Here is a 23844-nt window from a genome sequence, read left to right as displayed (position 1 = left end):
CTAGATTCAACACAGTTCAATCAGGGGGAAGAATTGCCAGAACTGCTCGACGCAGAATCAGGCCCAACAGCGTCACTTACGCCGTTAGTCGTCGAAGATACGTCTCATTCCGTTCCGACGTCTTACGACTACGCATTTTTGTATCGTTGGCAGCAAGAAGCCCTCAAGGCATGGCATTCCAACGCACGCCGTGGTGTTGTTGAAGCGGTAACGGGCTCGGGTAAAACGCGAGTTGGAATCGCAGCTGCGTTCGAAGCCGTCCGGCAAGGAATCAAGGTTTTGATTCTGGTACCCACTGCGGAACTCCAGCGTCAGTGGTTGGACTCGCTGCGACGTGACTTACCCCAAGCGCGACGCGGCGGGCTCGGAGACGGTCGCACGGATTCGTTCGAGAACGTGGAAATACTAGTAGCCATCGTTCATTCGGCATCAAATCGTGAAACCCTCCGCTCCCATCAAGCTGGACTAATCATTGCTGATGAGTGTCACCGATACGCAGCCCCGATGTTTACAGGCGCACTGCAAGAAGGCTATGCCTGGCGCTTAGGTTTGACGGCAACGTTTGAACGAACCGATGGCGAACACGAAACTCAACTTGCACCGTACTTTGGTGGCGTTGTCTACAAGCTCTGGTACGACCGCGCTCTCCGAGACGAAGTTATCGCCCCCTTTGATATTGCTTTGGTCGGAGTTGATCTCACTCCTAAAGAACAAACCGACTACGACGACCTCTCACAGACGATGCAGGAATCGGCCCGCAACCTGGAAACATACGCGGGAATCTCGCGTCGACCGTTTCACAAGTTCATCGTTGCGGCCGCCAAACTTGCCGCATCGGATTCTCCCAGCAGGGAAGCCGCTATCGCCCGCAAGTAGATGCGTTCCATGGCCTCTCGCCTGAATTTGTTGGCTGAAGCAAAGACGAAGTATCTTGCGCTGGCCGCCCTTCAGGAAATTGTCGATGGCTCCCACGGAACCCTGATATTTACTCAGACGAAGGACTCAGCACGTCGTGCCCAAGATCTGTTCACTTCCTTGGGTACGACGGCCTGCGCACTATATAGCGGCATGGACCGGGATGAGCGGCGCCAAGGTATGGACCAGTTCCGCAGCGGAGCCTCGCAGATCCTTGCGGCTCCACGATTGCTCGATGAAGGTATTGATGTTCCGGCGGCGGACTTCGGTGTGATCGTGGCCGCCAGCCGTAGCCAGCGTCAGATGGTCCAACGGTTAGGCCGAGTCATCCGTAAAAAGAACGACAGCCGAGTCGGCCGCTTGGCCGTTCTCTATTCAAAGGGAACAGTAGAAGATCCCGATGTCCAAGGAGAAGAATTCCTCGGGAAAGTACTGCCATTTGCTCGGAACGTGGACTTCTTCGACATCGCTACAGAGCAAGACCGTCTGATCGAGTTTCTCCGTCCGGAAACAATAGTAATCAGCCCACAGCCTGATACCTCAACTGTGAAAGCAGCCCAACCAGTCCCGGAACCGCAAGTGATCCAGGAAGTCGAGGCAATACCGGCTCCAGAATCATTTGATTTGGGAACGGACCTCTTGGTTGAAGAGCTTTCAGGAGTCGACGGGCTCACCGACGATCCGGTCAAAGACTACCTTCGCCGAATTGGTCGCGTCCCTCTGTTGTCCGCTGAGCAAGAAGTTAGACTCGCGCAAGAAATAGAAGCCGGCGTCTTTGGGGCGTATCTGCTGCAAAAGGACATTCCCCGCAGCCGAAAAGAGTCTCGAGAGCTCCGTACGATCGTTCTCCTCGGCGAACGCGCTGCAGAGGCTCTTATGGCCGCCAACTTGCGTCTAGTGGTATCCATAGCCAAGCGTTATGCCCACCGCGGCCTTGAACTTCTTGATCTTATTCAAGAGGGAAATTTAGGTCTCCACAGAGCGGTCTGCAAATTTGATTTCAAACAAGGTCACAAATTTTCTACTTATGCAACGTGGTGGATTCGTCAGTCTATAACCCGGGCTCTTGCGGACCAGGGGCGGCTGATCCGGCTTCCAGTGCATGTCGTCGAACAGCTCATGAAAGTTTTGGCTGCCCAGAGAAAATGTCTGTCTGACGGAACAACCGTCGACGTCGCGTATTTGAGTAAAGAAACTGGGATTCCAATTGACAAAGTCAACTACCTGCTGCGCCTGGACAAGCCGATTTTGTCTTTGGACTTGCTCGTCTCCAACGGACGTGGCGGTTCCGAGCCGATGCGCGAACAAATGGTCGATCCCGATGCGTTGGATGCATTCGAGGAAATTGCAAACCGTCAGATGACCGACGCGATTTATGCATTGCTAGACACCTTGACGGAACGCGAAGCCTCGGTTATTGCCATGCGGTTTGGATTCACGGACGGAGAGGGTAAGACCCTAGATGAAATCGGGAAAGTCTTCGGGGTCACCCGCGAGCGTATCCGCCAAATCGAGCGGGCAACCATGGAGCAGATCAAGGACGATGCAGTGGCCGCCCCGCTGAAAGCTTTCCGTTACGGACTGGACAGCGAGGATGTACGGAAAGCAGCCGAGGGCAGCAGCGTCGATTCTGCCCTCGATCCCCTCCGCGGCGCACGCTAGGTGGAATTATCTGAGGCTCCAATGCCTACCAATTCTTCTCAGGAGATGCCGTCAACGACCTTGCCTGACAGATCGACCATGAGGTCGCTCGGTCTCTAAGGCGACTGGTCAGGATCCAAGAACCGTCCATCAAGCCTTAAACGGTTGGTACCTCCCAGTATGGCCAGAGATACAACAGCAACTCAATTCGCAGCTAATTGCATTTCTTGCGGAGCAATTGCGGCAACCCGATCGTTGAACTCCTCGATCAGGGGTTGTATCAAGCGCCCCACTGCGAGAGAAAGCCACGGAGAAACAGCGTTGCCGACCTGGGTGTATTGCGGCACCTCGAACTTTCGTCTGGCCGAGCCCGTAGTCTCCTTCCCGAGAAACTCAAAGTCATCCGGGAAGCCCTGAAATCGTGCAAGTTCCCTCACTGTGAATATTCTGGAGCTCAAAGGATGCACGTAGTCATCAGGAAGGGTCACCACGGTCCTCGCCGGTTGAACCCAACTCAGCACCTTTTGACTATGTTTTTTCGTTGCCAGTGAGGCAGCGAATTCAGCAAATTCATCCAGTTTGGCGAAGGTTCGGAAATCGTGGGGGCCGGATCCGACCTGCAACGTAATTGGAAATTCCATGCGCCCGGTCAAAAGTTCGGTGGCCAGCGCTGTAGCCGTGTTCAGATTTAGCCCGGCCAGCCTATTAGGCAGCTGTGCATCTGCTCCTGCCTCAGCCAGCGCACGGTAAAGCGAGAAACGGGAGACAACGCGTGCAGTGTGCGTGCGAAAAGTATGGTTGTTTGGCTTCGACTGAGACCGGCTAGAGGCGACGTTGCGGGCTAACTCACCGAGGCGCTCTCGATAAACAGCATTTCTGGTCGGAAGCTTATGGGGTGACTCGAAGAGATCCGCAACAGCGTCTCCGACGGAAAAGGCACAACCGTTGGCAATGACTGGCATCGGCGCAAGGCTGGGTTTGTCAACTATGGAATCAGTAAAAGTTGACTTCCAAATATCAGCGCCAACCTGAATACCAAGCAAGTCGGCGACGTCTTGCCGTAGCGCAATCAACATTAGTCTCGGCCGATGCTGTGGAGCTCCATAGTGCATCGCATTGACCAGGACGGCCTGGACGACGTAGCCGGGGCCAGTCTGTGCAAGGGCCCGGCGCAACTGGGCGAAAGACGACTCACTTTGCGACTCGAATTTCCGGCTCATGCCAACCACGTTCTCGATTACGACGGCCTTTGGCCTCGTAGCGGCAACGAAATCTAGGTACTCCCAAGCGAGACGGTTTCGAATATCGTCGTGATTTCTTCGCCCAGCCAGCGAAAAACCTTGACAGGGCGGACCGCCTACTACGAGGTCAAGGCTGTCGCCCGCCAGTGATGACATCACTTCATCGTCAGCCAACACTTTTGCGAGCTCGCTGACAATCACTTTTCCGCGCATCTGGACGCTGAGAGGACGTCGAATGTAGTCCTCCCACTCGCTCAAGTCCGACATGTCACCTACGGAGTTATGATAGAAGGTCCGAGCAGCCATGTCCGACTTTTCTACGGCAGCAACAAGCTGCCCACCGGCATTTTCGATGCCCAGAGACAGACCGCCGCATCCGGCGAAGAGATCAACGTATTTCATATCCTGTCCATTGTCCCGCATTCGCGCGGGCACCAGAGCCGGCACGCTACAAACCGCCCAAAGTGATCAGGAAGCTACTCTTCTTCCGCCAGCAAGCGGAAGAAGGGGATGTCCTCGATAAATTTTCCGCGGAATCCCAGCGAGCTGTAAAGAGCCTGATGTTTGTCCAAATGCGTCACTGTTTGCGCGACCGCTGGGGCCGCGTCTCCCAGCCCAAGCTGAGTCAGCTCCCTTGGGCTCGCTGTCTTGACCTTATGGATGAACCAAGTCAAAAGTGGCTCGCCGTAGTTTTCTTGATCTTTTTTGAAGTGCGACAGATACTGTGATGCAAGCATCACACCGAATCCAAACTCTCTCCCTTGCAGCAGCAAGTTCATGAGCACAGGAAATTTATACTTCATAATATTTACTGCCTCGTCGACCAGCAGGAATGAGTTCAACCTTCGCAACTGCGGCTTCTCACCAACGTATGGCCACTTATTGGCGCTCAGCATGTAGTCGTAGTACATATTCAGGAACATGACGACGAGAGCATTCTTTCCATCATCATCGGTACCGAACTCGTTCAGCGGAAGAACAAGTACGCGGTTATTCATGAGGGTCGAGAATGATTGAAAGCTCTCCGGCGACTCACTGAAGATTTCAGAGCTAACAAATTTCCGAATAATGGAGGTGACCGCATCTACTCTCTGATCCTCGCTGTACCGCTCGAGAATTCGTCCCAATGTAGGAGGGGTGGCCTGATTTTCACGGTACAGATCGGTGATGGTCATAGAAAGACGATCTTTCTGGACTGGACCAATTCCGCCGTAGATTTTATCCAAAACATCAATAAACTCGTTCGCCCGCTGATTCGCAGCCATCGGCGAATATCCTTGGCGGAGCTGGAAAAAGTTGAGCGGAATGTTGTTGATATTGAGGACAGTTCCGCCAACGGCGTCCAAGAAGTCCCGCTCCTGAAAGTCTCGTTTGTAGTCCAAAATCAACATCGACAACGGCGTTTCTTGAGCCCGCTCCGCGCCTCGCCGTAGCTGCAACACCAACGCCTTCATGAGCTGGGTCTTTCCCGTGCCCAGATCCCCAACGATTCCGACGTTCATCTGGTTCAGGTCGGTGTTGCTCGGCCAAAAGTCAGCAAACGATTCGGAGGTTGCACCAAGCAGACGCCCTACTGGGAACCTGACGCCTTCCCCGACTACGCCGCCGGTGAACGGCGCGCGTTCGCGGCCCGGGTGTCCTTCAACGGGTTTCGCACGGCGGCCTCTCGCCCGCTCAAGACTGGGCACAGCGTTTGGAACCGCCGGCCAGGCAATGTCAGTCAGCGAAGGTCTGGGGTTCACTTGATTGGGTGAAGCGACGCCTGTCGCGTCCAGGCCATGGTGAGTCGCCTTGTCCACGTTTTCTCCGCCTTCGCCATTTTCGGATTTATTGGATTCTGCCTGCTGAGCTGTGACCGCCGCCGAGTTTTTTGAATCTCGGCCGTCACCGAAATCCTCGCCGCCAGGGCAACTCGCTGGGCGAGAAAGAGACTGCTCAACGATGCCGCGCCACTCGACGACCAGTTTGCTTTCGGCACTTAGCGCACTATCGAATGCCGTCGCAGCATTCGCAGACACGAGCGAGAATTCAGGCACCTGATGGTCCATGCCCACATTGCCAGACCAGACATGATACGGAGCCCCAGTAGCCGTGAACGCGTCGTGCTTGAAATACGCGATGATTGGGCGGCCGATGTTGAGTTTCATGTCACCGTTTACCAGCTTCGCTAACGATCTGGCGAGCACTTCCGGCTCGCGAGCTGTCCTAGGTTGTAACTTGACTGCAGCTTCGATCAATGCCGTGAAGCCATTCGCCCAAAGAGCGCGATCCGACTCCCGCTCGGGACTTTGAAGATCATCCCAAACTTCAGCGATGTTCTTCAGCAAGCGCTGAGTGGAATTGATCTGACCAAGTGGATCCTTTAGAGCCGCGTCTCCTTCTACGGGGAGCGAACCGTAAGCTAGTTCGGCACCCAAACCATAAAATTTGATTTCGATTGGCGCCAAAGTGACGCGTCCGTCATCGACACGGACAATCAATAGATCCGCTCTTTGAGTAAGTTCTGCGTGGTCTGCCCCATCAGCTAACGCGCGCAGGAACGAGTCGCAAGCATCGATGGGCAGAACGTAGGTACCTTCGGCCTGACAATGTTCCATTAGGGCAAATACAAGATAGAACCCCAGAGCTCCCGCAGCATGGGTACCGCCCATGGACAACATGGATGAAAGACCGACACCTCGAGAGCCGAGCGTTCCTAGCAGGCGGTCGACGGCCTCATCGTCCGTATCCTTCCCTGTGGCCCTCTCTAAGAGGGCACCGATCTGCTTGCGGAAACCGTGTGGCACGCGAGCAATCGAAACAAACGGACGTCGTTCGAGTGCTGGTATTCCGGCTGCTTTGTCCAGAAATGGAGGACGCCATTCCCATAGCATTTGTTGTCCCCCGCTGGCGTCATGGACGATTGCAGCCATGGCGCTAGGATTCATCAGCGCCTCACCTGATACGGTCCAGTCAGCCGTATCACTTACCAAATTCGCTTGAAAAAGCTTCGTGGTAATCGTCGCCGGCGTTGGTCCACCTTCGCACTCTCGCAGCGCGGCGGAGAACGGCTCCCACCCTTGATCCTCGCGGAAAGTTGGTGACGAGACGCTCTCGTTCTTCCGCCCTGACGAACGAATACCCGCCTCAAATCTTCTGAGGGGAACCGGTCCCATTACGCCAAGCCGTGAGGACCCACGATCCGCTTTCACCGATACACGAACACCGGCGTCCTGCAAAATACGAATATTGCACTTCTTCAGTGCACCCGAATCCGCAAAGTAACGCATCCAGGTCAAAGGCGTAGTGGCCGATGCGCGGACCATTCGAGACAGCCTTTCCTGAGGAGGCTCTCCACTACGGTTTATTGAGTCGAAAATCCTCGCCCCACCAATTAACGGATATTTGGCCTTCACAGTCCACGATTCGACTGCGGACAGCACCGCTTCATCAACTTCCGGAAGCCGATTAGTAGCAGCAACGGCGGCCAGATCAATTGTCAACGTTGAAATTTGTGGATTCATGTGGCGGAAACTACGAAGGGCTGCGGAAACTGCCGTGGCATTGAGGCCACTCGCGGCTGTACCAGGCACTGCAAGTTTGCCGGCCCGCTCAGGAGCCTTCAATGGCCGTGGATTTTCGGTCGATGCCTTTACGAGCACCGACCATCCCATGAACACCTGATCCTGCCCTAGATCTACGGGCACCGCAATAAGGCGGCCACCTTCGGCCTCACGCGGGCCGAATAGCGGCAAGTTCCAGCCTTCAATCGTGCCTGCCAAGCTTTGAGCCAGCAAAGAGTCCCACAATACTGATTCAACACCGGCTAGCCACGCCAGCCGAATTGGGTGGAGGGGGCTAAGCAGCACGGCCGAGCACTCCGCCGTAGATTGTGTTTCCCAAACGCTAATGCTCATTGGATAGGTCGCCCAAAAAAGGCCGGCAGGGTCAGCAATCTTGCGCGCCAACCTTATGAGTTCCGAGTAAGCACGCAAATATCGTTCCAGCCCACTGCGCTGTCCACCCCAAAGCGCCCGCCAGGACGTCTTGGACGGAAGGCTCCGTGCGTCCTCGCTGCCGGTTCCTCTCAGCTCAGTCAATTTCGGCACGTCAAGATTTGCGAAGGCGTCACGAAATTCTTTGGCTTCGGGCGACTGGCTGAGCTCTTCGGGAACCTCGTAGTCCGATACTGTATCCCAAATGCCGCGAAGATCATCCGACATGATGACGCTTCCGTGCGAGGGAGCTCCACTGGGCAATAAATCGAAATCACGGTCCTCAGGTACTACAACGTGCCCCAAAGCATCTAGCCAGGAGGCCTCTGCAAGATTCCTAACCGCGTACTCCTCGTAGATGCCGCGGACAGACGCAAGAGCTTCCTTGTCCAGGGGATCTATAGTGGCGCGCATTTTTGAAATTGCTGCCACGACCGGAGAGTGACTAGCCTTGTTGCTTACAGACGACCTGCATTCGTATTTGGACTCACCTATCTCAATTATTCCAATGTTGGTTGCCACCGTTTCAAGCACAAACAACCCAGTACGGCCGTTCAGCGACTCGAATTCGATCCCTTCGTAACTGGGCACGAGTTCGGAATCGTCCGTCCAGATGACATAAAGTACTCGGTGGGACGACGCGTCGAGCGTCACCGCAGTCGTGTTTGTCAGCGATGAGTCAGAATCCGGCGGAAGAAAACTTGCCCCCCAGTAGCGAGCCCGTCCTAGGACCCCCGACGGCTTTACTGCAAATGCCCACATGCCTGAACCGCTGGGAACGATTTGATAAACCTCCGTGGAGGCATCGGGACTGATGACGCCCTCGAGCGCATCCCCCTTCGGAACAAAGATGCCCAGTTTTGTCACCAGAGGATCGGCCTTCCAAGGGGCCTTCCGCAGCGTCCGTGCTACCGAGCCAATGGCCCACAAGACGCCGTTACTGTCTAGGGATATCGAGCCTTCCCAAGTTACTTTCGGCGTAGTAGATTTCAAATTGACCTGAGAGCTGTCGACTTCCCGGGCAGTCAATTTTCTGAGGACCGGGATACGAATCCGGAGCAGCTCAGACTTCATCACTCTCTGATCCGAATCCAGCGTTGAAAGAGCTAATCTCGGGGATCTGGATTTTGGGTCCGCAGACACCTCGAGCGGCCGACCCGTCGCGTCGGTGGGCAGCAGGGTCGTCTGCTCCTCCTTCTGCAGGGGGCTGACAAACTGATCGTAAGTCAGATGACGAAGTCCGGACATGAAACCAGGGGAGTTGGTGTCGTAGTCAACAAACGCAAGACAATAGTTATCGGTCGAAGCTAGAACCTGATCAAAGTTCATCCAGTCAACCTGCGCTAGTGGATGAGGACGCCCGCCAGCGTCTGGATGGTGCTCTAGCATTTTCACGGTAGTCGAAATCGTGGCAGAGTCGGACCAGTTCGTCTGAAAGGCTTCGACTACCTGGGAGGGTGAAAATTTTTCGGCGTCATTCTGCGGCGGACGAGGGAGTCCAAAGCAGGCATAAATATAGTCTCGAAAAAATTCGTCCAGAGACAGCGCCTCGGCCAATTTCAACTGTTCCACCAAGTGCCGCAAGCCTTTATCGACATGCCTGAACCAATAAACGTTCCAGCTCTCTGTTCCTTGATGCAAGTCGCGGTGGACGTCAATGAGAATTAGCAAACATTCATGCAGCAATTCAGCCGCTTTGCCACTGTTAAAGAAACCATCGGCGGTGACTTCAGCGGCGGAAACTACTTCGTCGATAGCCACCTCAGAAAAGGATTCTAAGCTTGCTTCGCCACGAGCGTCTTCAGGATAATTAAGCCCGACAATCTCATGAAATGACTGATTGAACGAACCCAAATCTGAGTGTCGACCCGTCACCACAGCTAATCGGTTGCCTTGCCTATACTTCAGCGCCTCGCTGGACGAAATGCCGACTTCGTTGCCATTGGGCGTAATCAGGATGGCATGATCATGAATGCCGGGACGCAGCTCATTGGCCCGGCGGACCATTGATTGGGCTATATTCTCGTGGACTCCGGCCGGAAGGTATACGGCGTTCAAGCCTTCCAACCCGGACAGACAACGTCCAAGCACTGATCCAAACATTATTTGCCTTTCAATTTCAGAATGCCGATTTGATCTGGACGCCCAAATCAGCGTCTGCGCTGCCGCGAGCCAGACCGGCACTCTCAAGGAGTGTCACGACATCCGCGAGTTCCGGATTTAGCCCGAGCTCGGACAAATCATCCATTAGAGCGCCCACATGCGTGGTACCTCGAGGTTCCTTACAGGCCAAGCTAGCCACGACTGCCACCCACTCCGTGCCGGGGTTGACAGTCAGGAACCTTCCGGTCGAACGCAATAACCCGTAGTAGTCTGCGAACGGGCCGGCGATGTCCCGAGTCTGCAAAGCGTACTTAATTGCTTCCCAGGTGTTTGGTGCATGCCGGGTTTGGCTCCCCAGAGCTGAGGTGAGATCGTTCCTCAGAGAACTATCCCCTTGCATTTGTTTGACTGCATCATCGAATTTCATGTTCGGCGATGAGTTCGACTTCAACCACGAATCGATTTGTTTCCTGACACCAGCACCTTTGTGAACCCTCCAGACAAGCACTGAAGCCACATCGCGAACCGACATCGACGCTCTGGAAGACTTCCACGGCAAGATCTGGGGCACATCGTTCAACACCTCCGGCTGAGTGAACGGCCGGCCCGAAAGAAGTTTGCGCGCGAGCGTTTCGTACCATGCAGCTTCCCAAAGGAACCCCATGCCAAGCGCCAAACGCAATACCGTAGTAGCCCAGTCGACCCAAACTCTAGCCGGCAGGGCTTCAACCCAGACATCACTTGTCAGCGAATCCCAGGATCGGCGAAACCAAGTAAAGGGAGTCGAAGGATACAAACCACAAACATTCTCAAGGCCACCATCTGCAAATGTTTTCGACTGAATATCGTCGTTCAAAAGACTCTTGAATACCGCCGAATCCATGGCAGCTAGAAGCGGATCAATTTCGCACCGAATGGAAGCCGCTCGGAGCCAATTACGTGCCACGCCACTTTCAATTTCCCCTCCACCGAAGGAATATAGAGATTCAAGAATCTCCGCCAAATCGGGAGGGTTCTTCGACTTCTGGATTCCACGCATGTCCTGCAACAGCGCAAAGCCCGGCGTTAACGGACTGGCGGCTTGATGCGTGCTCTTCTCCGCTCTGATGCCCGTGACGCTGTTGACAACTGACATGGCGAGAGTGGTTGCATCTATTGCGCTGGGACCGATCCCTGCTTCTTTGAGTGACACTCCGAAGTCGCCGAGTGCAGCACCTTTCGGAGCGGTTTCCCATAAGTCGAAGTGTTGTGTGCCGGTCTGACCTTTTGCTCGGAACATCATCGCTACCGGTTTTTCACTACCCGCATGTTCTGGCTTCCATTCGAATACTTTCCAAGCCAGAGATGAGATAAAGCCTTCTGGCACAGAAACGTACTGCGGTCGATTGATTTTCAAGTACATATCACTGGCAAAAACCATGATCGGTTGGGTCGACATATTAGCCTTTCGCAACGTTCAAGAGTAAATCGCGGTCGCCATGAACAACCCTGTAGTCAGCCGTTATCAATTGAGATGGAACGAGCCGCGCGGCTCGAAACCGCTCGAGACGGGGAGATGTACTTTCAGTCAGCTCCGTCATACCGGGGCGGTCGCTGCCACAGGCCGTCGCTTCACGAACTAGTTGGAAGTCGAGCGGCATGCGAGCGATTTCCACCCCCTGCTCGCTCAGGATCAGAAAAATGTCCTCACCAACCGTGAGCGTCTTCATGTCGACATCCCCGGTTCGTAGCGCCATTTTGGCTTCGGTCTGCTGACCGACCACGGGGTCCGTCCGGCTGTCAAGAATTGGAATCAACGATGCGGAGTCATTGTCCTGCGGGCGCCGTTTCGGCCGAAGCAGGGTACGTAGACCGTCGCGAATGTCGTCGGGAAGGGTGGGAGAGGAGTACCAGGTCTCTGCCCAAAGGCTGACGTCGCGTCGGAACGCCATTACGCCATTGGCTACCGCATAAAGGCGCCCCAAGTAACCGCCGTACCAGTGAATAAACGAGTATCTATCCGCATCTTTTAGGCCATCGAAGTTCATAACTGCCGAGAATGCGGCGTCGACTCCTTCGTCGAAAGTCGTCACTACATCCCGAAACGCATCTTCTTCATCGATTCTGTCCAACAGGTTCTTCAAGGGGGACCCCGTCGCCGCGGGCCCGGTAAATGAATCCGTCACGGACGTCGCCCATCCCGTGCTGGCGTCAGCTGAAAGTATCCCCGGGACAGCGTCGCGCATAGGATCCACCGCTGAGGTGAGTCGAGTAACTGGGTTACGGCGCGGATCACTGGAGCCGCTGTCCGAGTACTCGACCCCGAATATCGCTTGGCTAAACCGCTGATTAGCGAGTTGACGCAACTCCTTGAAGGATTTCACGGGGTCCATGGCCGGCGTCAGAGTTGAAGTAGAAATTTCCTCCACGGACTGTCGATCCGCGATTTCGGGCAAGCCTCCGACAAGTGCACGTACCGTTGCACCCCAGATTTCGCGATAGGTGAACCTCTTGCCGTTTACGATTTCGGCGCCACGAAGGACTGACAACAGTCCGGCACGGATTCGTTCCGACCTAAGCGACTCAACATTGGCAAGAATGGGATTAACCTGCCCCTCGTGACGAACATTGATAGGTTCCCCCAGATCATTGACAACCTGAGCCAACAAGGAACCCGCAGGACAGGCGTCGTCTTGCCAACTTAATCTTTGACCGACGTCAGAAATTTCGTAGGTTCCGGCAGCCAGACGGTCGCCCTCTGTCGAACCTTCAAAAAACATTTCCGGACGTCGTTCAAGAAGAGAACATACGTCCACAAAAACTACAAGAATCTGGGCCTTCGGGCTGCCGGCGTCCAGCAGCAGTCCGCTCATGACGTAGTCCAGCCGCTGCTGGGATTCTACCGTCCATGATTGTCCGTGCTGAGTGCCTGAAGGATCGCTGTTTAGCCACGTCAGGATGGCCTCTCCGGCCGATAATTCGGCGGCATCCTTCCCAGCGATAGCGTTCGCCTCCTCAACGAGGATCCCCCGGTTGACACATGCGATTAGCTGGTGATCGGCGTTCTGAACGATTTCGTCGATCTCGTGACAAAGTGGCTGCCGCTCGTGTTCGTCGCTAGGAATGGTGGCATCATTTATGAGAGTCACCCGGTTCGCGCCGGTGGAGTACGTGTAGCGCCTGTGCGCGAGACCGTCATCCGGCGGCGAAACCTTCGTAAGCCCTTTTACCAGCGCACTAGCAGCATGGGATTTTCCTGCGCCGGGCCCCCCGACCAACATCAGAAACCGCGGCAAGCCGCCGGCCGACATACCTTCGCCGAACCAGTTGCATGCTTCATCAACACCCGGCGGTCTTGGAGCTGTCGGCTTTTCTTCATCGGCATCGCTGGCTTCCGGCTTGGCGGCTACATCGCCACCGCCCGTCGAACGATCCCATAACTGCTGTATTTGGGCCCAAAATTCGGGAAAACCTGTTCCGGTTTCAGATTGATGCTGAGTCATTGCCATGGGAAATTCGTTGATCCGTTTCTCGGCCAGAGTACGCAGGGATGCTTGATAATGCGCGCGCGGCTTATAGCCGTTAATGTAGCGACGCCCCAGATCCCGAAGTACGGCACTGAGGTTTCCATATTTAAACTCAATAGCTGCATGGGAACGCCTGACGTGCTCTTGGAGCTCTAAGTTGAAGCGACGCTTTACAAATGGCTCGCCGCTAACCTCTCGCAACAGCATCGCCAAATAGCTGTCTATTAGACGATCAATTTCGTCGTCAGTCCACGCACCACTACTCAAAAAAACCGTCATGTTCCCCCAGTTCCTGACGCCAAACCCAAGTACGAGGTGCTTGTTAGAATGCGCACCTAAGTACTAGAACCTTTTAGAATCCCTTTTACGCCGGTGGGAGACCTATAGGTAGTTTGGAGTGCTTAATAGCGCGTTTGACTTGCTGACGTTGAGCTATTTATATCAGGTATGCCCCGCCGGTGTATACGCGGTAACCCCGATTTCAGGCCGGCCGCCAGCGTATCCGCCACTTGTGATCCTTTCCTTTTGAAACGCACCAGGTTTAAAGCGGTCCGGGTCCCCAATTTGAGCCGTTTAGTCGCCGGCTTGAGGTACCCAAGGCCGCCATTCTCAATATTCTTGAGCACGGTGTCAGGCAATCCTTCACGTCTGACAAAATTGGGTTCTCCTGAGACCCAAGTCCAAATAATCTCGATTACTATTGGTGCCGGATCGTCCGAAGACAATTCTGGCGCACCCGGAGGTAAGGCAGATCTGCTCAACGATCGACTGACGGTGCGCCCTCAAGAGGCAACCTGTCATCTGAGAATCGATCAACGCGCCCAGAGCCCGGCCCCTAAACGGCTTTGGAACCCGGGCGGGAACAGGAAGCGTCGTCGTATCAGTAGAATCTGGCGAAAGTAACCTCACGGCGACCCCACGAATCAAGACCTCTTAGGTCCAGGACCCATCACTCCGAGCGGCGCAATCCCTTGACGGTTAGGCCAGCGCCACCGCAAGAAACCGAGCCTGGTGAAAAACAACCGTCCGGCGCCGTAACGTCTGACCCAAACCCGTGGAGACTCGTACCCATGACCCCACAACTTCTGGATCCGTTAGACACCTCACGTGTTGTGGTGTATCACCAAACCCATCACGTGGACGGCGCACCGCTCTCCCCCGCGGAGCTGTTGCACAACTGCCCGTTCTGGGCGGCCATCGTGCTGGACGCCATCCACGTCAACACGGAGCTCTAGGACGTCACTCTCGATGACGCTCCCCCTGATTACCCCAAAAACGATTCCATATGGACTGGGCCGAGCACGAAACTTCACCGCCCCGCCCGGAACCCCATCTCCCTCGAAATCGCAGCCGCAGTACCCTGCACAGGTTTGAGGAGTTCTCGCATTCTGTTCGCTGGCATGTACGGCGCCGTTGCCGAGACGCTGATGGCCCCAACAATGGACCCGGAACCGTCACGGACGGGCGCAGCCACGCACCGGATGCCTGGCTCGTTTTCCTCCATGTCATACGAGTAAGCACCGTTGCGGTAGTGAGCCATCCGGGCAACAAAGTCCTCTTCGGCTTTAGCCCCGGCCTGGCGGGCTGCGGGCGAAGCAGCCGTCTCATCCGCAGGAGTCTCAGAGCGCCAGCGCTCCACCCACGCGCCTTCGTCGTCGTCCAACAAAAGCGCCTTGCCAATACCGGTACGCGTGAGCGGCATCCGTAGGCCAACCCGCGAGCGCATCTCAGCGCCTCGCTGTCCCGGGATCTTCACCAGATACAGCACCGAGCCATGATCCCTCACGGCAAGATGCACAGTATCTAGTGCTTGGTCTGCCAATAATTCAAGATGCGGCGTGGCCACGGCCGCCAACGGATTAGAGGCCAGCGCACTAAATCCAAGCTCAATCAACGTTGCTCCAAGGGCCAACCCTGCCGAGGTGTCCCGTAAGTAGCCTTCGCTTTTCAGAGCCTGCAAGAGCCGATGCACCGTACTTCGCGGCAGACCAGTAACCCGCTGCAACTCAGTAGCTTCCTTGGCGCCACCAGCAACAAGGTGAATCAGCGACAATCCGTTCAGCAGCGTTTGGGCGCCTTTGGGCGTCGACTCTGACTTTGGCATCAATTCCATGCGTCCCACTATATGGGAACTAGTTGAACAATGTGGGACAGGACACCTAATTTCATTGCATGCATCACCTCGAATCTCCCGGTCAGCCCGCGCTGGTGGCCCTTGACTGGGGCACATCCTCGCTCCGCGCTTGGTCACTAGACCAGGACGGAACCGTTCTATCCGTGACCACCTCACGCGATGGTCTCCGAGCAGTAGGCGAGCGCGCCATCACCAATGGGCAAGAACCAGCGCAAGCCTTCGCCGAAACTTTGTCCGCAGTTTCCGAACAGCTAGGCGCCTCCGGTGTACCCGCACTGGCCTGCGGCATGGTTGGCGCAGACGGCGGCTGGACAACCGCCGCTCGCCTTGACCTACCTCTGCCAGCTGATGCCATGGCCTTACAACCGACTGCCGTTCTCAATACCTCTCCCGCAGTGAGGATCGTCCCCGGCCTCAAAACGTCTCCGGACGCAACTGGCGCCTCGGACGTGATTCGCGGTGAAGAGACTCAAGTCCTCGGAGCTCTGGCCCGCCTAGGAAACCCCACGGAAGCGAACTTCATCCTTCCCGGCACCCACACCAAGTGGCTTCAAGTAGCCAAAGGCAAGATCGTCGACTTTGCCACGGCCATGACGGGTGAACTTCATGCCGCGCTTTTGGACGCCACCATTTTGGGCGATCCCACACGTAGCGCCGGTACGACTCTGAGCACCACATCAACAACAGATTTCGGCGCTTTTGATTCCGGAGTAACGCACTCCTTGACTCATCCAGGCCAACCGTTCGCCGCCCGCCTCTTCAGCGCCCGCACTCGGTACCTATCCGGCGAAATTGCGCCCAGCAGCATCCCCTCATATTTGTCTGGCCTGCTCATTGGCGACGAGACAGCCGCCATGCTGCCCCGGACCCGGCCTGACTCCGGAGTACCTCTGGCGCTGTGCGCGGACGGTCCCCTCGGCAAGCTCTACCAGCGAGCTTTAGCAGCCCAGGGCGTCCATGTCCCGCTCCTCGAGGACACTGCCCTTGACGGTTTGCGCGCCATTGCCCGCGCCTGGGGCCTCTTGCCAAACAACTTCGCCAGCATCTCCGCTCACCTCGCATAAGGATCACAATGCCTTCCACTCTCACTGGCCTGATCGCCATTCTGCGCGGCCTCACACCCGAAGAAGCCCCCGCCGTGGGCCGTGCCCTCTACGAGGCAGGCTTCCGCACCCTAGAAGTCCCCCTCAACTCCCCCAACCCCTTAGAGTCCATCCGCCTACTCCGCAAAGACTTACCCCAAGACATTCAGGTGGGCGCGGGAACCGTCCTCACCCCCGCGCAGGTAGCCGACGTTGCAGCCGCCGGTGGCCAGCTCATCGTCTCCCCCAACGCCAATACCGAGGTCATCGCCGCCACGGTTGACTCTGGCTTGGCCAGCTACCCCGGCGTGGCTACACCCAGCGAAGCTTTCGCCGCACTCAGCGCTGGCGCCACAGCCCTCAAGATCTTCCCCTCCGAAACCGTGGGGATCGCCGGCATGAAGGCATGGTCTTCCGTCCTTCCAGCTGGCACACAACTACTGCCCGTGGGTGGCGTTGATGACCAGACACTCGGCACGTGGCTGCAAGCAGGAGCCGCAGGGGCAGGCGTGGGCTCCTGGCTCTACAAACCGGGGCGTTCCATCGATGAGATTGCCGAACGTGCAGCTTCGCTGGTCACCGTTTGGACCACACACACGGCTGCCTAGCCCCCAGCCCTTCCGAAAGATGAGCTATCAATGAAGATCAAATCCATCACCACCTACACCGTCCCGCCGCGCTGGCTCTTTGTAAAAGTTGAGACAGACACCGGGGTCATCGGCTGGGGCGAACCAGTACTCGAAGGCCGCGCTGCCACCGTTGCAGCAGCCGTGGACGAACTCGCCGACTACCTGATTGGCAAGGACCCCCGCTACATCGAAGACCACTGGACAGTGATGTACCGTTCCGGCTTCTACCGCGGCGGCGGCGTACACATGTCCGCCCTCGCAGGACTAGACCAAGCCCTCTGGGACATCAAAGGCAAAGCACTCGGTGTCCCCGTGCACGAACTATTGGGCGGCAAACTGCGCGACTCCATCAAGGTGTACTCCTGGATTGGCGGCGACCGCCCCGGCGAGACAGCAGCGCAAGCGCGTGACGCCGTCGCCCGTGGTTTTAGCGCCGTAAAGATGAACGGCCCTGAAGAACTTCAGTACGTAGACACTTGGGACAAAGTTCAACGAGTGGTCCATAACGTCTCCGAAATCCGCGAGGCTGTTGGCCCAAACATTGGCATCGGTGTGGACTTCCACGGACGAGTCCACCGGCCCATGGCGCGCGTACTACTCAAAGAGCTGGAGCCGTATCACCTGATGTTCGTAGAGGAACCAGTCCTCTCCGAACACGTTGACGGCATCGCTGACGTATTGCGTGAATCCTCCACTCCCATCGCTTTGGGCGAGCGCCTCTTCTCACGGTGGGACTTCCGCCACGTTCTCGAGTCAGGCGTAGTGGACATCATCCAGCCCGATCTCTCACACGCCGGCGGGATCACAGAAGTCCGCAAGATCGCAGCAATGGCAGAAACGTACGACGTCGCACTGGCACCTCACTGCCCACTGGGACCTATCGCTTTGGCCGCCTGCCTTGCTGTGGACGCCGTCAGCTACAACGCGGTGATTCAAGAACAAAGCCTAGGAATTCACTACAACAAATCCAACGACCTCTTGGACTACGTCACAGACCCCAGCGTCTTTGACTACGCCGAGGGCATGGTCAAGATCCCTTCCGGGCCGGGCCTAGGAGTGGACATCAACGAGGAATACGTCAAGGAGCGGGCCAAAGAAGGCCACCGCTGGCGCAACCCCGTATGGCGTCACGCTGACGGTTCCTTTGCGGAATGGTGACCCAGCTTTAACCGCTTTCCCATCACAAAATGCGTTTTCCAACTTCTCACAACGAGGTGACTTAATGAGTGCAACCCTCGCGCCGTCTATTCTGCGCAAACTAAATTTGAAGATCATCCCTCTGGTGATCATCTGCTATTTCATCGCCAATCTGGACAAAACGAATATCTCCATCGCGGCCCTCCAGATGAACGCCGATCTTGGAATGACTGCCACCATGTACGGCGTTGGTGTCTCCGTCTTCTACATCACCTACCTGATCTTCGAAGTGCCCTCCAACCTGCTGATGACCAAAGTGGGTCCACGCATCTGGATTGCCCGCATTATGATCTCTTGGGGCCTGGTCAGCTCACTGATGTGTCTGGTCCAGGCGCCGTGGCAGCTCTACACCCTGCGCCTACTTCTAGGTGCAGCTGAAGCCGGCTTCGCGCCGGGCATCATCTACTACCTCTCGCAGTGGTTCCCGCAAGCCAACCGTGCCCGCGCAATGTCCTTCTTCTACATGGGCTCCGTGGGCGCCTCAGTCATTGGCCTCCCGCTGGGCGGCGCCATCTTGAACCTGCACGGAATCCTCGGCGTCAGCGGCTGGCGCTGGCTGTTCCTCATCGAAGGTATCCCGGCGGTGATCCTCGGCGTCGTAGTCCTCTTTGTAATGCGGGACAACCCGCACAAGGCTCCCTGGCTGTCCCATTCAGAAGCCGATGACCTCGTTGCAGTGCTCGACGCCGAACGCGGCACCGCCACCATTGGGGTCCACGTTCCTTGGTACAAAGCCATTGCAAACCGCACCGTACTGGGACTCTCCGCGGTGTGGCTGTTCCAAGCATTCTGCACCATTGGCGTCACACTCTTTATGCCGTTGATCCTCAAGGGCATGGTCCCCAACTCAGGCAGCGTCCTAGTGGGTGTGCTTTCCGCGGTACCGTTCCTGGCCGCTATCGTTTTTATGTACTTCAACGGCCGCAGCTCAGACAGGACCGGGGAACGTTCCAAGCACCTCGCATTCCCCCTCATTGCAGCCGGAGTGTGCATGGCTCTTGCCCCCTACACCCCAGCCCTGCTGGCGTACATCTTGCTAATCCTTGCAGTGGGCCTCACCTTCGCTCTGACCCCGGTGTTCTGGGCAGTAACCACCGAGAAGATCGTTGGCGTTGCAGCAGCAGCCTCAATCGCCGTCATCAACACCGTGGCGCAATTCGCTGGACTTGGCCTGCCACCCATCCTCGGCTCCATCAAGGACAGCACCGGAAACTACAACGGCGGACTACTGCTCATCGCAGCAGCCCTCATCCTCGGCGGCATTCTGGGACGCATCATCACCCGCAACCACCGATCACACAATCAACCAGTTGTTCCAGTTGATCTGGACTCACACGCTCAACTCGCCACAGATGAGGTATCTAAGCGATGACTCCCAACACCGGTGCCCTTCCCCTCGAGGAAGGGCACCGGGGCCCCCTTCTCCAACACGCCCCCGTCCCGGACATGCTCCTCGAGGCGCTCCGCCAAGACCACGAAATTGTGGATTTTTATGCCCTCTCCCCCGCTGACTTCGAAGCCCGTGCACCCGAATTTCGTATCCTGCTCACCAACGGTGAGGACACCGTGTCACGGGAGCGGATACAGTCACTGCCGAACCTGGCATTGATTGCGAATTTTGGTGTGGGCTATGACGGAATCGATGTGCTGGCAGCGGCCGATCATGGTGTCCAAGTGAGCAACACCCCGGAAGTTTTGACCGAAGACGTGGCGGATTTAGCAATGGGGCTGCTGCTCTCAGTCTCGCGCCAGATCCCGGCAGCTCAGCGGTTCCTTGAGTCCGGAGCGTGGTCAAAGGGTGGCTTTGCGTGGACGCACAAGGTGTCCGGCTCGCGGCTAGGTATTGTGGGGATGGGTCGGATCGGCGAGGCGATCGGACGCAGAGCTGCGGCTTTCCATATGCCGGTGCGTTACTACTCCCGCCAGCCCAAACCTTCCGTCGACTACGAATTTGAGCCATCCCTCGTGGAGCTGGCGACTTGGGCTGACGCGCTAGTGATCTGTGTTCCAGGCGGCGCCGCCACAAAGGACTTGGTCAACGCAGAGATCCTTCGCGCCCTCGGCCCCCACGGCTTTTTGATCAACGTGGGCCGGGGCTCGGTGGTGGACGAAGCAGCGCTGATTAAGGCTCTTCACGCTGGCGAGCTCGGTGGAGCGGGGCTGGACGTTTTCGCCAACGAACCCCACGTCCCAGCCCAGCTGCAAAATCTGCCCAATGTGGTCATTACTCCCCACATTGGCAGCGCCACGTGGCAAACACGTGAGGCCATGTCTCAACTAGTGGTGGCGAACATTCGGGCGTTTGAGGAAGGCCGGCCACTGGTCACTCCAGTGGGTCACTAGCGCAAAACCCAACAACGGCGGGCCAGGTCCCCACCCAACCTGGCCCGCCGTCGTCGTTATCCCTTCAAGGCAAAACCAAAACCAAACCCTACGGGTGCACCAGCACCTTCACCGCTGTGTCCTTGTGGTTGATCAGGATGTCGAAACCCTGCTCCACCAGGTTATCCAGCGCGATCCGGCCGGTGATAAACGGTTTGAGGTCCACCTTGCCGTCCTGCACCATCTTGATCACCGCGGGATGGTCGCGCACATAGGCGATGGTGCCGCGCAGGTCGATCTCCTTGAGCACCAGCTTCTGCATGTCTATGGTGGCCGGGGCGCCCCAGATGGACACGTTGACCACCACGGCGCCGGGCCGGACGGCATCGAGCATGGTGTCCAGGACCGCGTTCACCCCGGCGCATTCGAACGCGACGTCGGCCCCCGTCCCGCCGGTCAATTCGCGCACCCGCGCCGGAACGTCCTCCTGGCTGGGATCCAGGACGTGGTCGGCCACGCCGCTGGAGGTGGCCTTCTCCTTCCGGGCCTGGGTGAGTTCGCTGATGATGGTGGTCACGCCCATGCCCTTCAGGACGGCAGCGGTCAGCAGCCCGATGGGCCCGGACCCGCCCACCAGGGCAACATCGCCTTCCTTGACGCCGCTGCGGGCCACCGCGTGGTGGGCCACGGACAGCGGCTCGATCAGGGCGGCCTCATCCAGCGGGATGCCCCCAATCGGATGTACCCAGCGCTGGTCCACCACGATCTTTTCACTCAGCCCTCCCCCGCCGCCGGAAAGCCCGATGAACCCCATCTGCCGGCACAGGTGGTAGCTGCCCGCCTGGCACATGTCGCAGTCCCCGTCCACAAAGTAGGGTTCGACGACGACGTTGTCACCCACTGCCAGCCCCTCCACACCTTCGCCGATCCCAGAGACAGTCCCGGAGAACTCGTGCCCCAGGGTCACCGGGGATTCCTCGTGGGACAGCGGGTGCGGATGCCCCGGCGCCGGACAGAAGATGGGCCCCTCCAGGTACTCGTGCAGGTCTGTTCCGCAGATGCCGCACCAGGCGACGTCGATCTTCACCGCCCCCGCCCGCAGCTCCGGCTCCGGGATGTCCTCGATCCGGATGTCCTTGCGGGCGTGGAATCGTGCTGCCTTCATGATGGTCCTCCAATTGGGTTTCGACGGGCACAACCACCGGCTCAGCGGGTGTGGTGGCTGGGCTGCAGTTCGTAGACGGGTGTTTCCAGTCCTTCCATCCGTGCCTTGAGCTGCAGCGCGAGGTAGGCGGAGTAGTGCCGGCTCTGGTGCAGGTTGCCGCCGTGGATCCAGAGGTTGGGCACGTTGGTGGGCTTCCACATATTGCGCAGTTCCCCTTCCCACGGACCAGGGTCTTTTGGCGTGTCTGACCCGTATCCCCAGCACTTGCCCACCTGATCGGCGACTTCGGGCGAGACCAGGTCGGCCAGCCATCCGTTCATGGAACCGTAGCCGGTGGCATAGACAATCAGGTCCGCCTCCAGCTCGGTGCCGTCGTCCATGACCACGGCGTTGCCCGTGATCTTGGCGACCTGCCCGGACTTGAGCTTCACCCGGCCGTCGATGATCAGCTGGGAGGCGCCTACGTCGATGTAGTAGCCGGAGCCCCGCCGCAGGTACTTCACAAACAGGCCGGATCCGTCCACGCCGAAGTCCAGGTCGAACCCTGCTGCTTCCAGCTGGGAGTAGAACTCCGCATCCCGCGACGCCATCTCCTGGTACACCGGCACCTGCGCATCGGGGAGGATGCGCATGGGCAGCGAGGCGAACAGCAGGTCCGCCTTCTCCGTGGTGACGCCGGCCGCGAGCGCCCGCTCCGAGTACAGGTCCCCCAGCGCCAGGTCCATGAGGGATTCACTGCGGGCGATGTGGGTGGAGGAGCGCTGGACCATGGTGACGTCGGCACCGTGCTCCCACAGGTCGGCGCAGATATCGTGGGCCGAATTGTTGGAGCCGATCACCACCGCCTTCTTCCCGGTCCAGTCCCCGCCGCCGGGGTGCTGGGACGAGTGCCGCTGCTCGCCCAGGAAGGTCTCCGCGCCGTCGAACGAGGGGATGTTCGGGTAACCGGAAACGCCCAGGGCGAAGATGAGCTGCTTGGGCCGGAGCGTCACCGGTTCGCCGTTGCGAAGGACGCTGACCTCCCATTCCTGCGTGCCGTCGTCGTACGCTGCCTTGACGCACTCGGTGCCGGACCAGTAGTTCAGCTCCATGATGCGGGTGTAGTGCTCCAGCCAGTCGCCGATCTTGTCTTTGGCGGCGAAGACGGGCCAGTCGTCCGGGAACTTCAGGTAGGGCAGGTGGTCGTACCAGACGGGGTCGTGCAGGTGCAGGGACTTGTAGCGGTTGCGCCAGGAGTCGCCGGGGTTCTGGTTCTTCTCGATGATGATGGTGGGCACGCCCAGCCGCTTCAGCCGGGCAGCAAGCCCTATCCCGCCCTGGCCGCCGCCGATGATTACGCAGTACGGCTGCTCCTCGTAGCCCAGCCGGGCCTCCTGCTCCTCCTTGAGCTCCTTCCAGGATTTGCGCCCGCGGACGATCTGGTGCGCCACGCCCTGCTCGCGCCGCGGGCCCTTCTTCTCCTCGAAGCCCTTGAGCTCCTGCATGGTGGTCAGCAGGGTCCAGCACCTGCCGTTCCGGAGCCGGAGGTGGCCGTAGCCGCGGGCCGCGCCGGTCTCGAACGTGATCCAGGCTTCCACGTTCTCCGCGTCCCCGGTGGCGTCCTCCGAGAGCGCCCAGTTGGACGGCTGGACCCGGTCCAGCGTGGCCTCGAGCATCCGGCGGATGTCCGCCTTGCCTTCCAGGGTTTTCAGGTTCCACGTGAATGCCACGAAGTCCCGCCAGTAGGTGTCGTCCTCGAAGAGTTCCAGCGCGGCGTCCACGTCGCGCCGCTGCAGCGCGTCATCCAGGCCGGATAGCCATGCCTGCGCGGCAGCGGTGGGTGTTTGGGTCATCTCCACTCCTTTGTGCTGTTCCTTGGGCTCCGCCTGCCCTGCGATATGCTGGACCGGGCGTGAGCTGCATCACTAGTGGAACTCGGCGGGGGTAACAGCGGCG

General features: G+C 57.7%; 15 protein-coding genes. 8 read left to right on the top strand and 7 right to left on the bottom strand.

Annotated elements, in window-relative coordinates:
* The first annotated feature begins 33 nt into the window (after positions 1-33).
* Both ACQR35_RS06715 and ACQR35_RS06710 read left to right on the top strand, forming a co-directional pair.
* Positions 34-876 carry a DEAD/DEAH box helicase gene (locus ACQR35_RS06715; RefSeq protein WP_430269591.1) on the top strand — a complete coding sequence of 281 codons (843 nt, stop codon included), beginning with the start codon at positions 34-36 and terminating at the stop codon, positions 874-876.
* 9 nt (positions 877-885) lie between these two features.
* Positions 886-2577: a sigma-70 family RNA polymerase sigma factor gene (locus ACQR35_RS06710; RefSeq protein WP_430269590.1), complete on the top strand. Its 1692-nt coding sequence runs from the start codon at positions 886-888 to the stop codon at positions 2575-2577.
* Between the two features lie 182 nt (positions 2578-2759).
* On the opposite strand, the gene ACQR35_RS06705 is transcribed toward ACQR35_RS06710, so the two are convergent.
* The 4 genes from ACQR35_RS06705 to ACQR35_RS06690 form a co-directional block, all read right to left on the bottom strand.
* Entirely contained in the window at positions 2760-4199 is a 1440-nt protein-coding gene (locus tag ACQR35_RS06705) for a DNA cytosine methyltransferase (RefSeq protein ID WP_430269589.1), read from the bottom strand.
* 74 nt (positions 4200-4273) lie between these two features.
* Complete coding sequence (locus tag ACQR35_RS06700) at positions 4274-9778, bottom strand: hypothetical protein (protein ID WP_430269588.1); 5505 nt, start codon at positions 9776-9778, stop codon at positions 4274-4276.
* A gap of 112 nt (positions 9779-9890) precedes the next feature.
* Complete coding sequence (locus ACQR35_RS06695) at positions 9891-11312, bottom strand: hypothetical protein (protein WP_430269587.1); 1422 nt, start codon at positions 11310-11312, stop codon at positions 9891-9893.
* Position 11313: 1 nt separating this feature from the next.
* Positions 11314-13659, bottom strand: coding sequence for a hypothetical protein (locus ACQR35_RS06690; RefSeq protein WP_430269586.1), 2346 nt, complete (start codon positions 13657-13659; stop codon positions 11314-11316).
* Between the two features lie 791 nt (positions 13660-14450).
* Here ACQR35_RS06690 and ACQR35_RS06685 point away from each other — a divergent pair.
* Positions 14451-14615, top strand: a complete 165-nt coding sequence (locus tag ACQR35_RS06685) for a hypothetical protein (RefSeq protein ID WP_430269585.1) — start codon at positions 14451-14453, stop codon at positions 14613-14615.
* 74 nt (positions 14616-14689) lie between these two features.
* Here ACQR35_RS06685 and ACQR35_RS06680 read toward each other — a convergent pair whose 3' ends face one another.
* Positions 14690-15493 carry an IclR family transcriptional regulator gene (locus tag ACQR35_RS06680; protein ID WP_430266820.1) on the bottom strand — a complete coding sequence of 268 codons (804 nt, stop codon included), beginning with the start codon at positions 15491-15493 and terminating at the stop codon, positions 14690-14692.
* Positions 15494-15552: 59 nt separating this feature from the next.
* Between ACQR35_RS06680 and ACQR35_RS06675 the strand changes: the two genes are divergently transcribed.
* From ACQR35_RS06675 to ACQR35_RS06655, 5 genes are all read left to right on the top strand, one after another.
* On the top strand, positions 15553-16578 hold the full coding sequence (locus ACQR35_RS06675; protein ID WP_430269584.1) for a 2-dehydro-3-deoxygalactonokinase: 1026 nt from the start codon (positions 15553-15555) through the stop codon (positions 16576-16578).
* Positions 16579-16586: 8 nt separating this feature from the next.
* Positions 16587-17204 carry a 2-dehydro-3-deoxy-6-phosphogalactonate aldolase gene (locus ACQR35_RS06670; RefSeq protein ID WP_430269583.1) on the top strand — a complete coding sequence of 206 codons (618 nt, stop codon included), beginning with the start codon at positions 16587-16589 and terminating at the stop codon, positions 17202-17204.
* Positions 17205-17234: 30 nt separating this feature from the next.
* Positions 17235-18383 carry a galactonate dehydratase gene (gene dgoD, locus ACQR35_RS06665; RefSeq protein ID WP_430269582.1) on the top strand — a complete coding sequence of 383 codons (1149 nt, stop codon included), beginning with the start codon at positions 17235-17237 and terminating at the stop codon, positions 18381-18383.
* Between the two features lie 64 nt (positions 18384-18447).
* Positions 18448-19794 carry an MFS transporter gene (locus ACQR35_RS06660; RefSeq protein WP_430269581.1) on the top strand — a complete coding sequence of 449 codons (1347 nt, stop codon included), beginning with the start codon at positions 18448-18450 and terminating at the stop codon, positions 19792-19794.
* On the top strand, positions 19791-20765 hold the full coding sequence (locus tag ACQR35_RS06655) for a 2-hydroxyacid dehydrogenase (RefSeq protein ID WP_430269580.1): 975 nt from the start codon (positions 19791-19793) through the stop codon (positions 20763-20765). The genes ACQR35_RS06660 and ACQR35_RS06655 overlap by 4 nt, the downstream gene beginning before the upstream one ends.
* A gap of 88 nt (positions 20766-20853) precedes the next feature.
* On the opposite strand, the gene ACQR35_RS06650 is transcribed toward ACQR35_RS06655, so the two are convergent.
* Both ACQR35_RS06650 and ACQR35_RS06645 read right to left on the bottom strand, forming a co-directional pair.
* On the bottom strand, positions 20854-21909 hold the full coding sequence (locus ACQR35_RS06650) for a 2,3-butanediol dehydrogenase (protein WP_430269579.1): 1056 nt from the start codon (positions 21907-21909) through the stop codon (positions 20854-20856).
* A gap of 41 nt (positions 21910-21950) precedes the next feature.
* Positions 21951-23741, bottom strand: coding sequence for an NAD(P)-binding domain-containing protein (locus tag ACQR35_RS06645; RefSeq protein ID WP_430269578.1), 1791 nt, complete (start codon positions 23739-23741; stop codon positions 21951-21953).
* Positions 23742-23844: the final 103 nt, after the last annotated feature.

The organism is Pseudarthrobacter sp. J1738 (assembly GCF_050490315.1).
In the GTDB taxonomy this organism is placed as follows: Bacteria; Actinomycetota; Actinomycetes; order Actinomycetales; family Micrococcaceae; genus JBNPEO01.
Note: the sequence above shows the minus strand (reverse complement) of the source record. Positions and strands in the feature narration are given on the sequence as shown.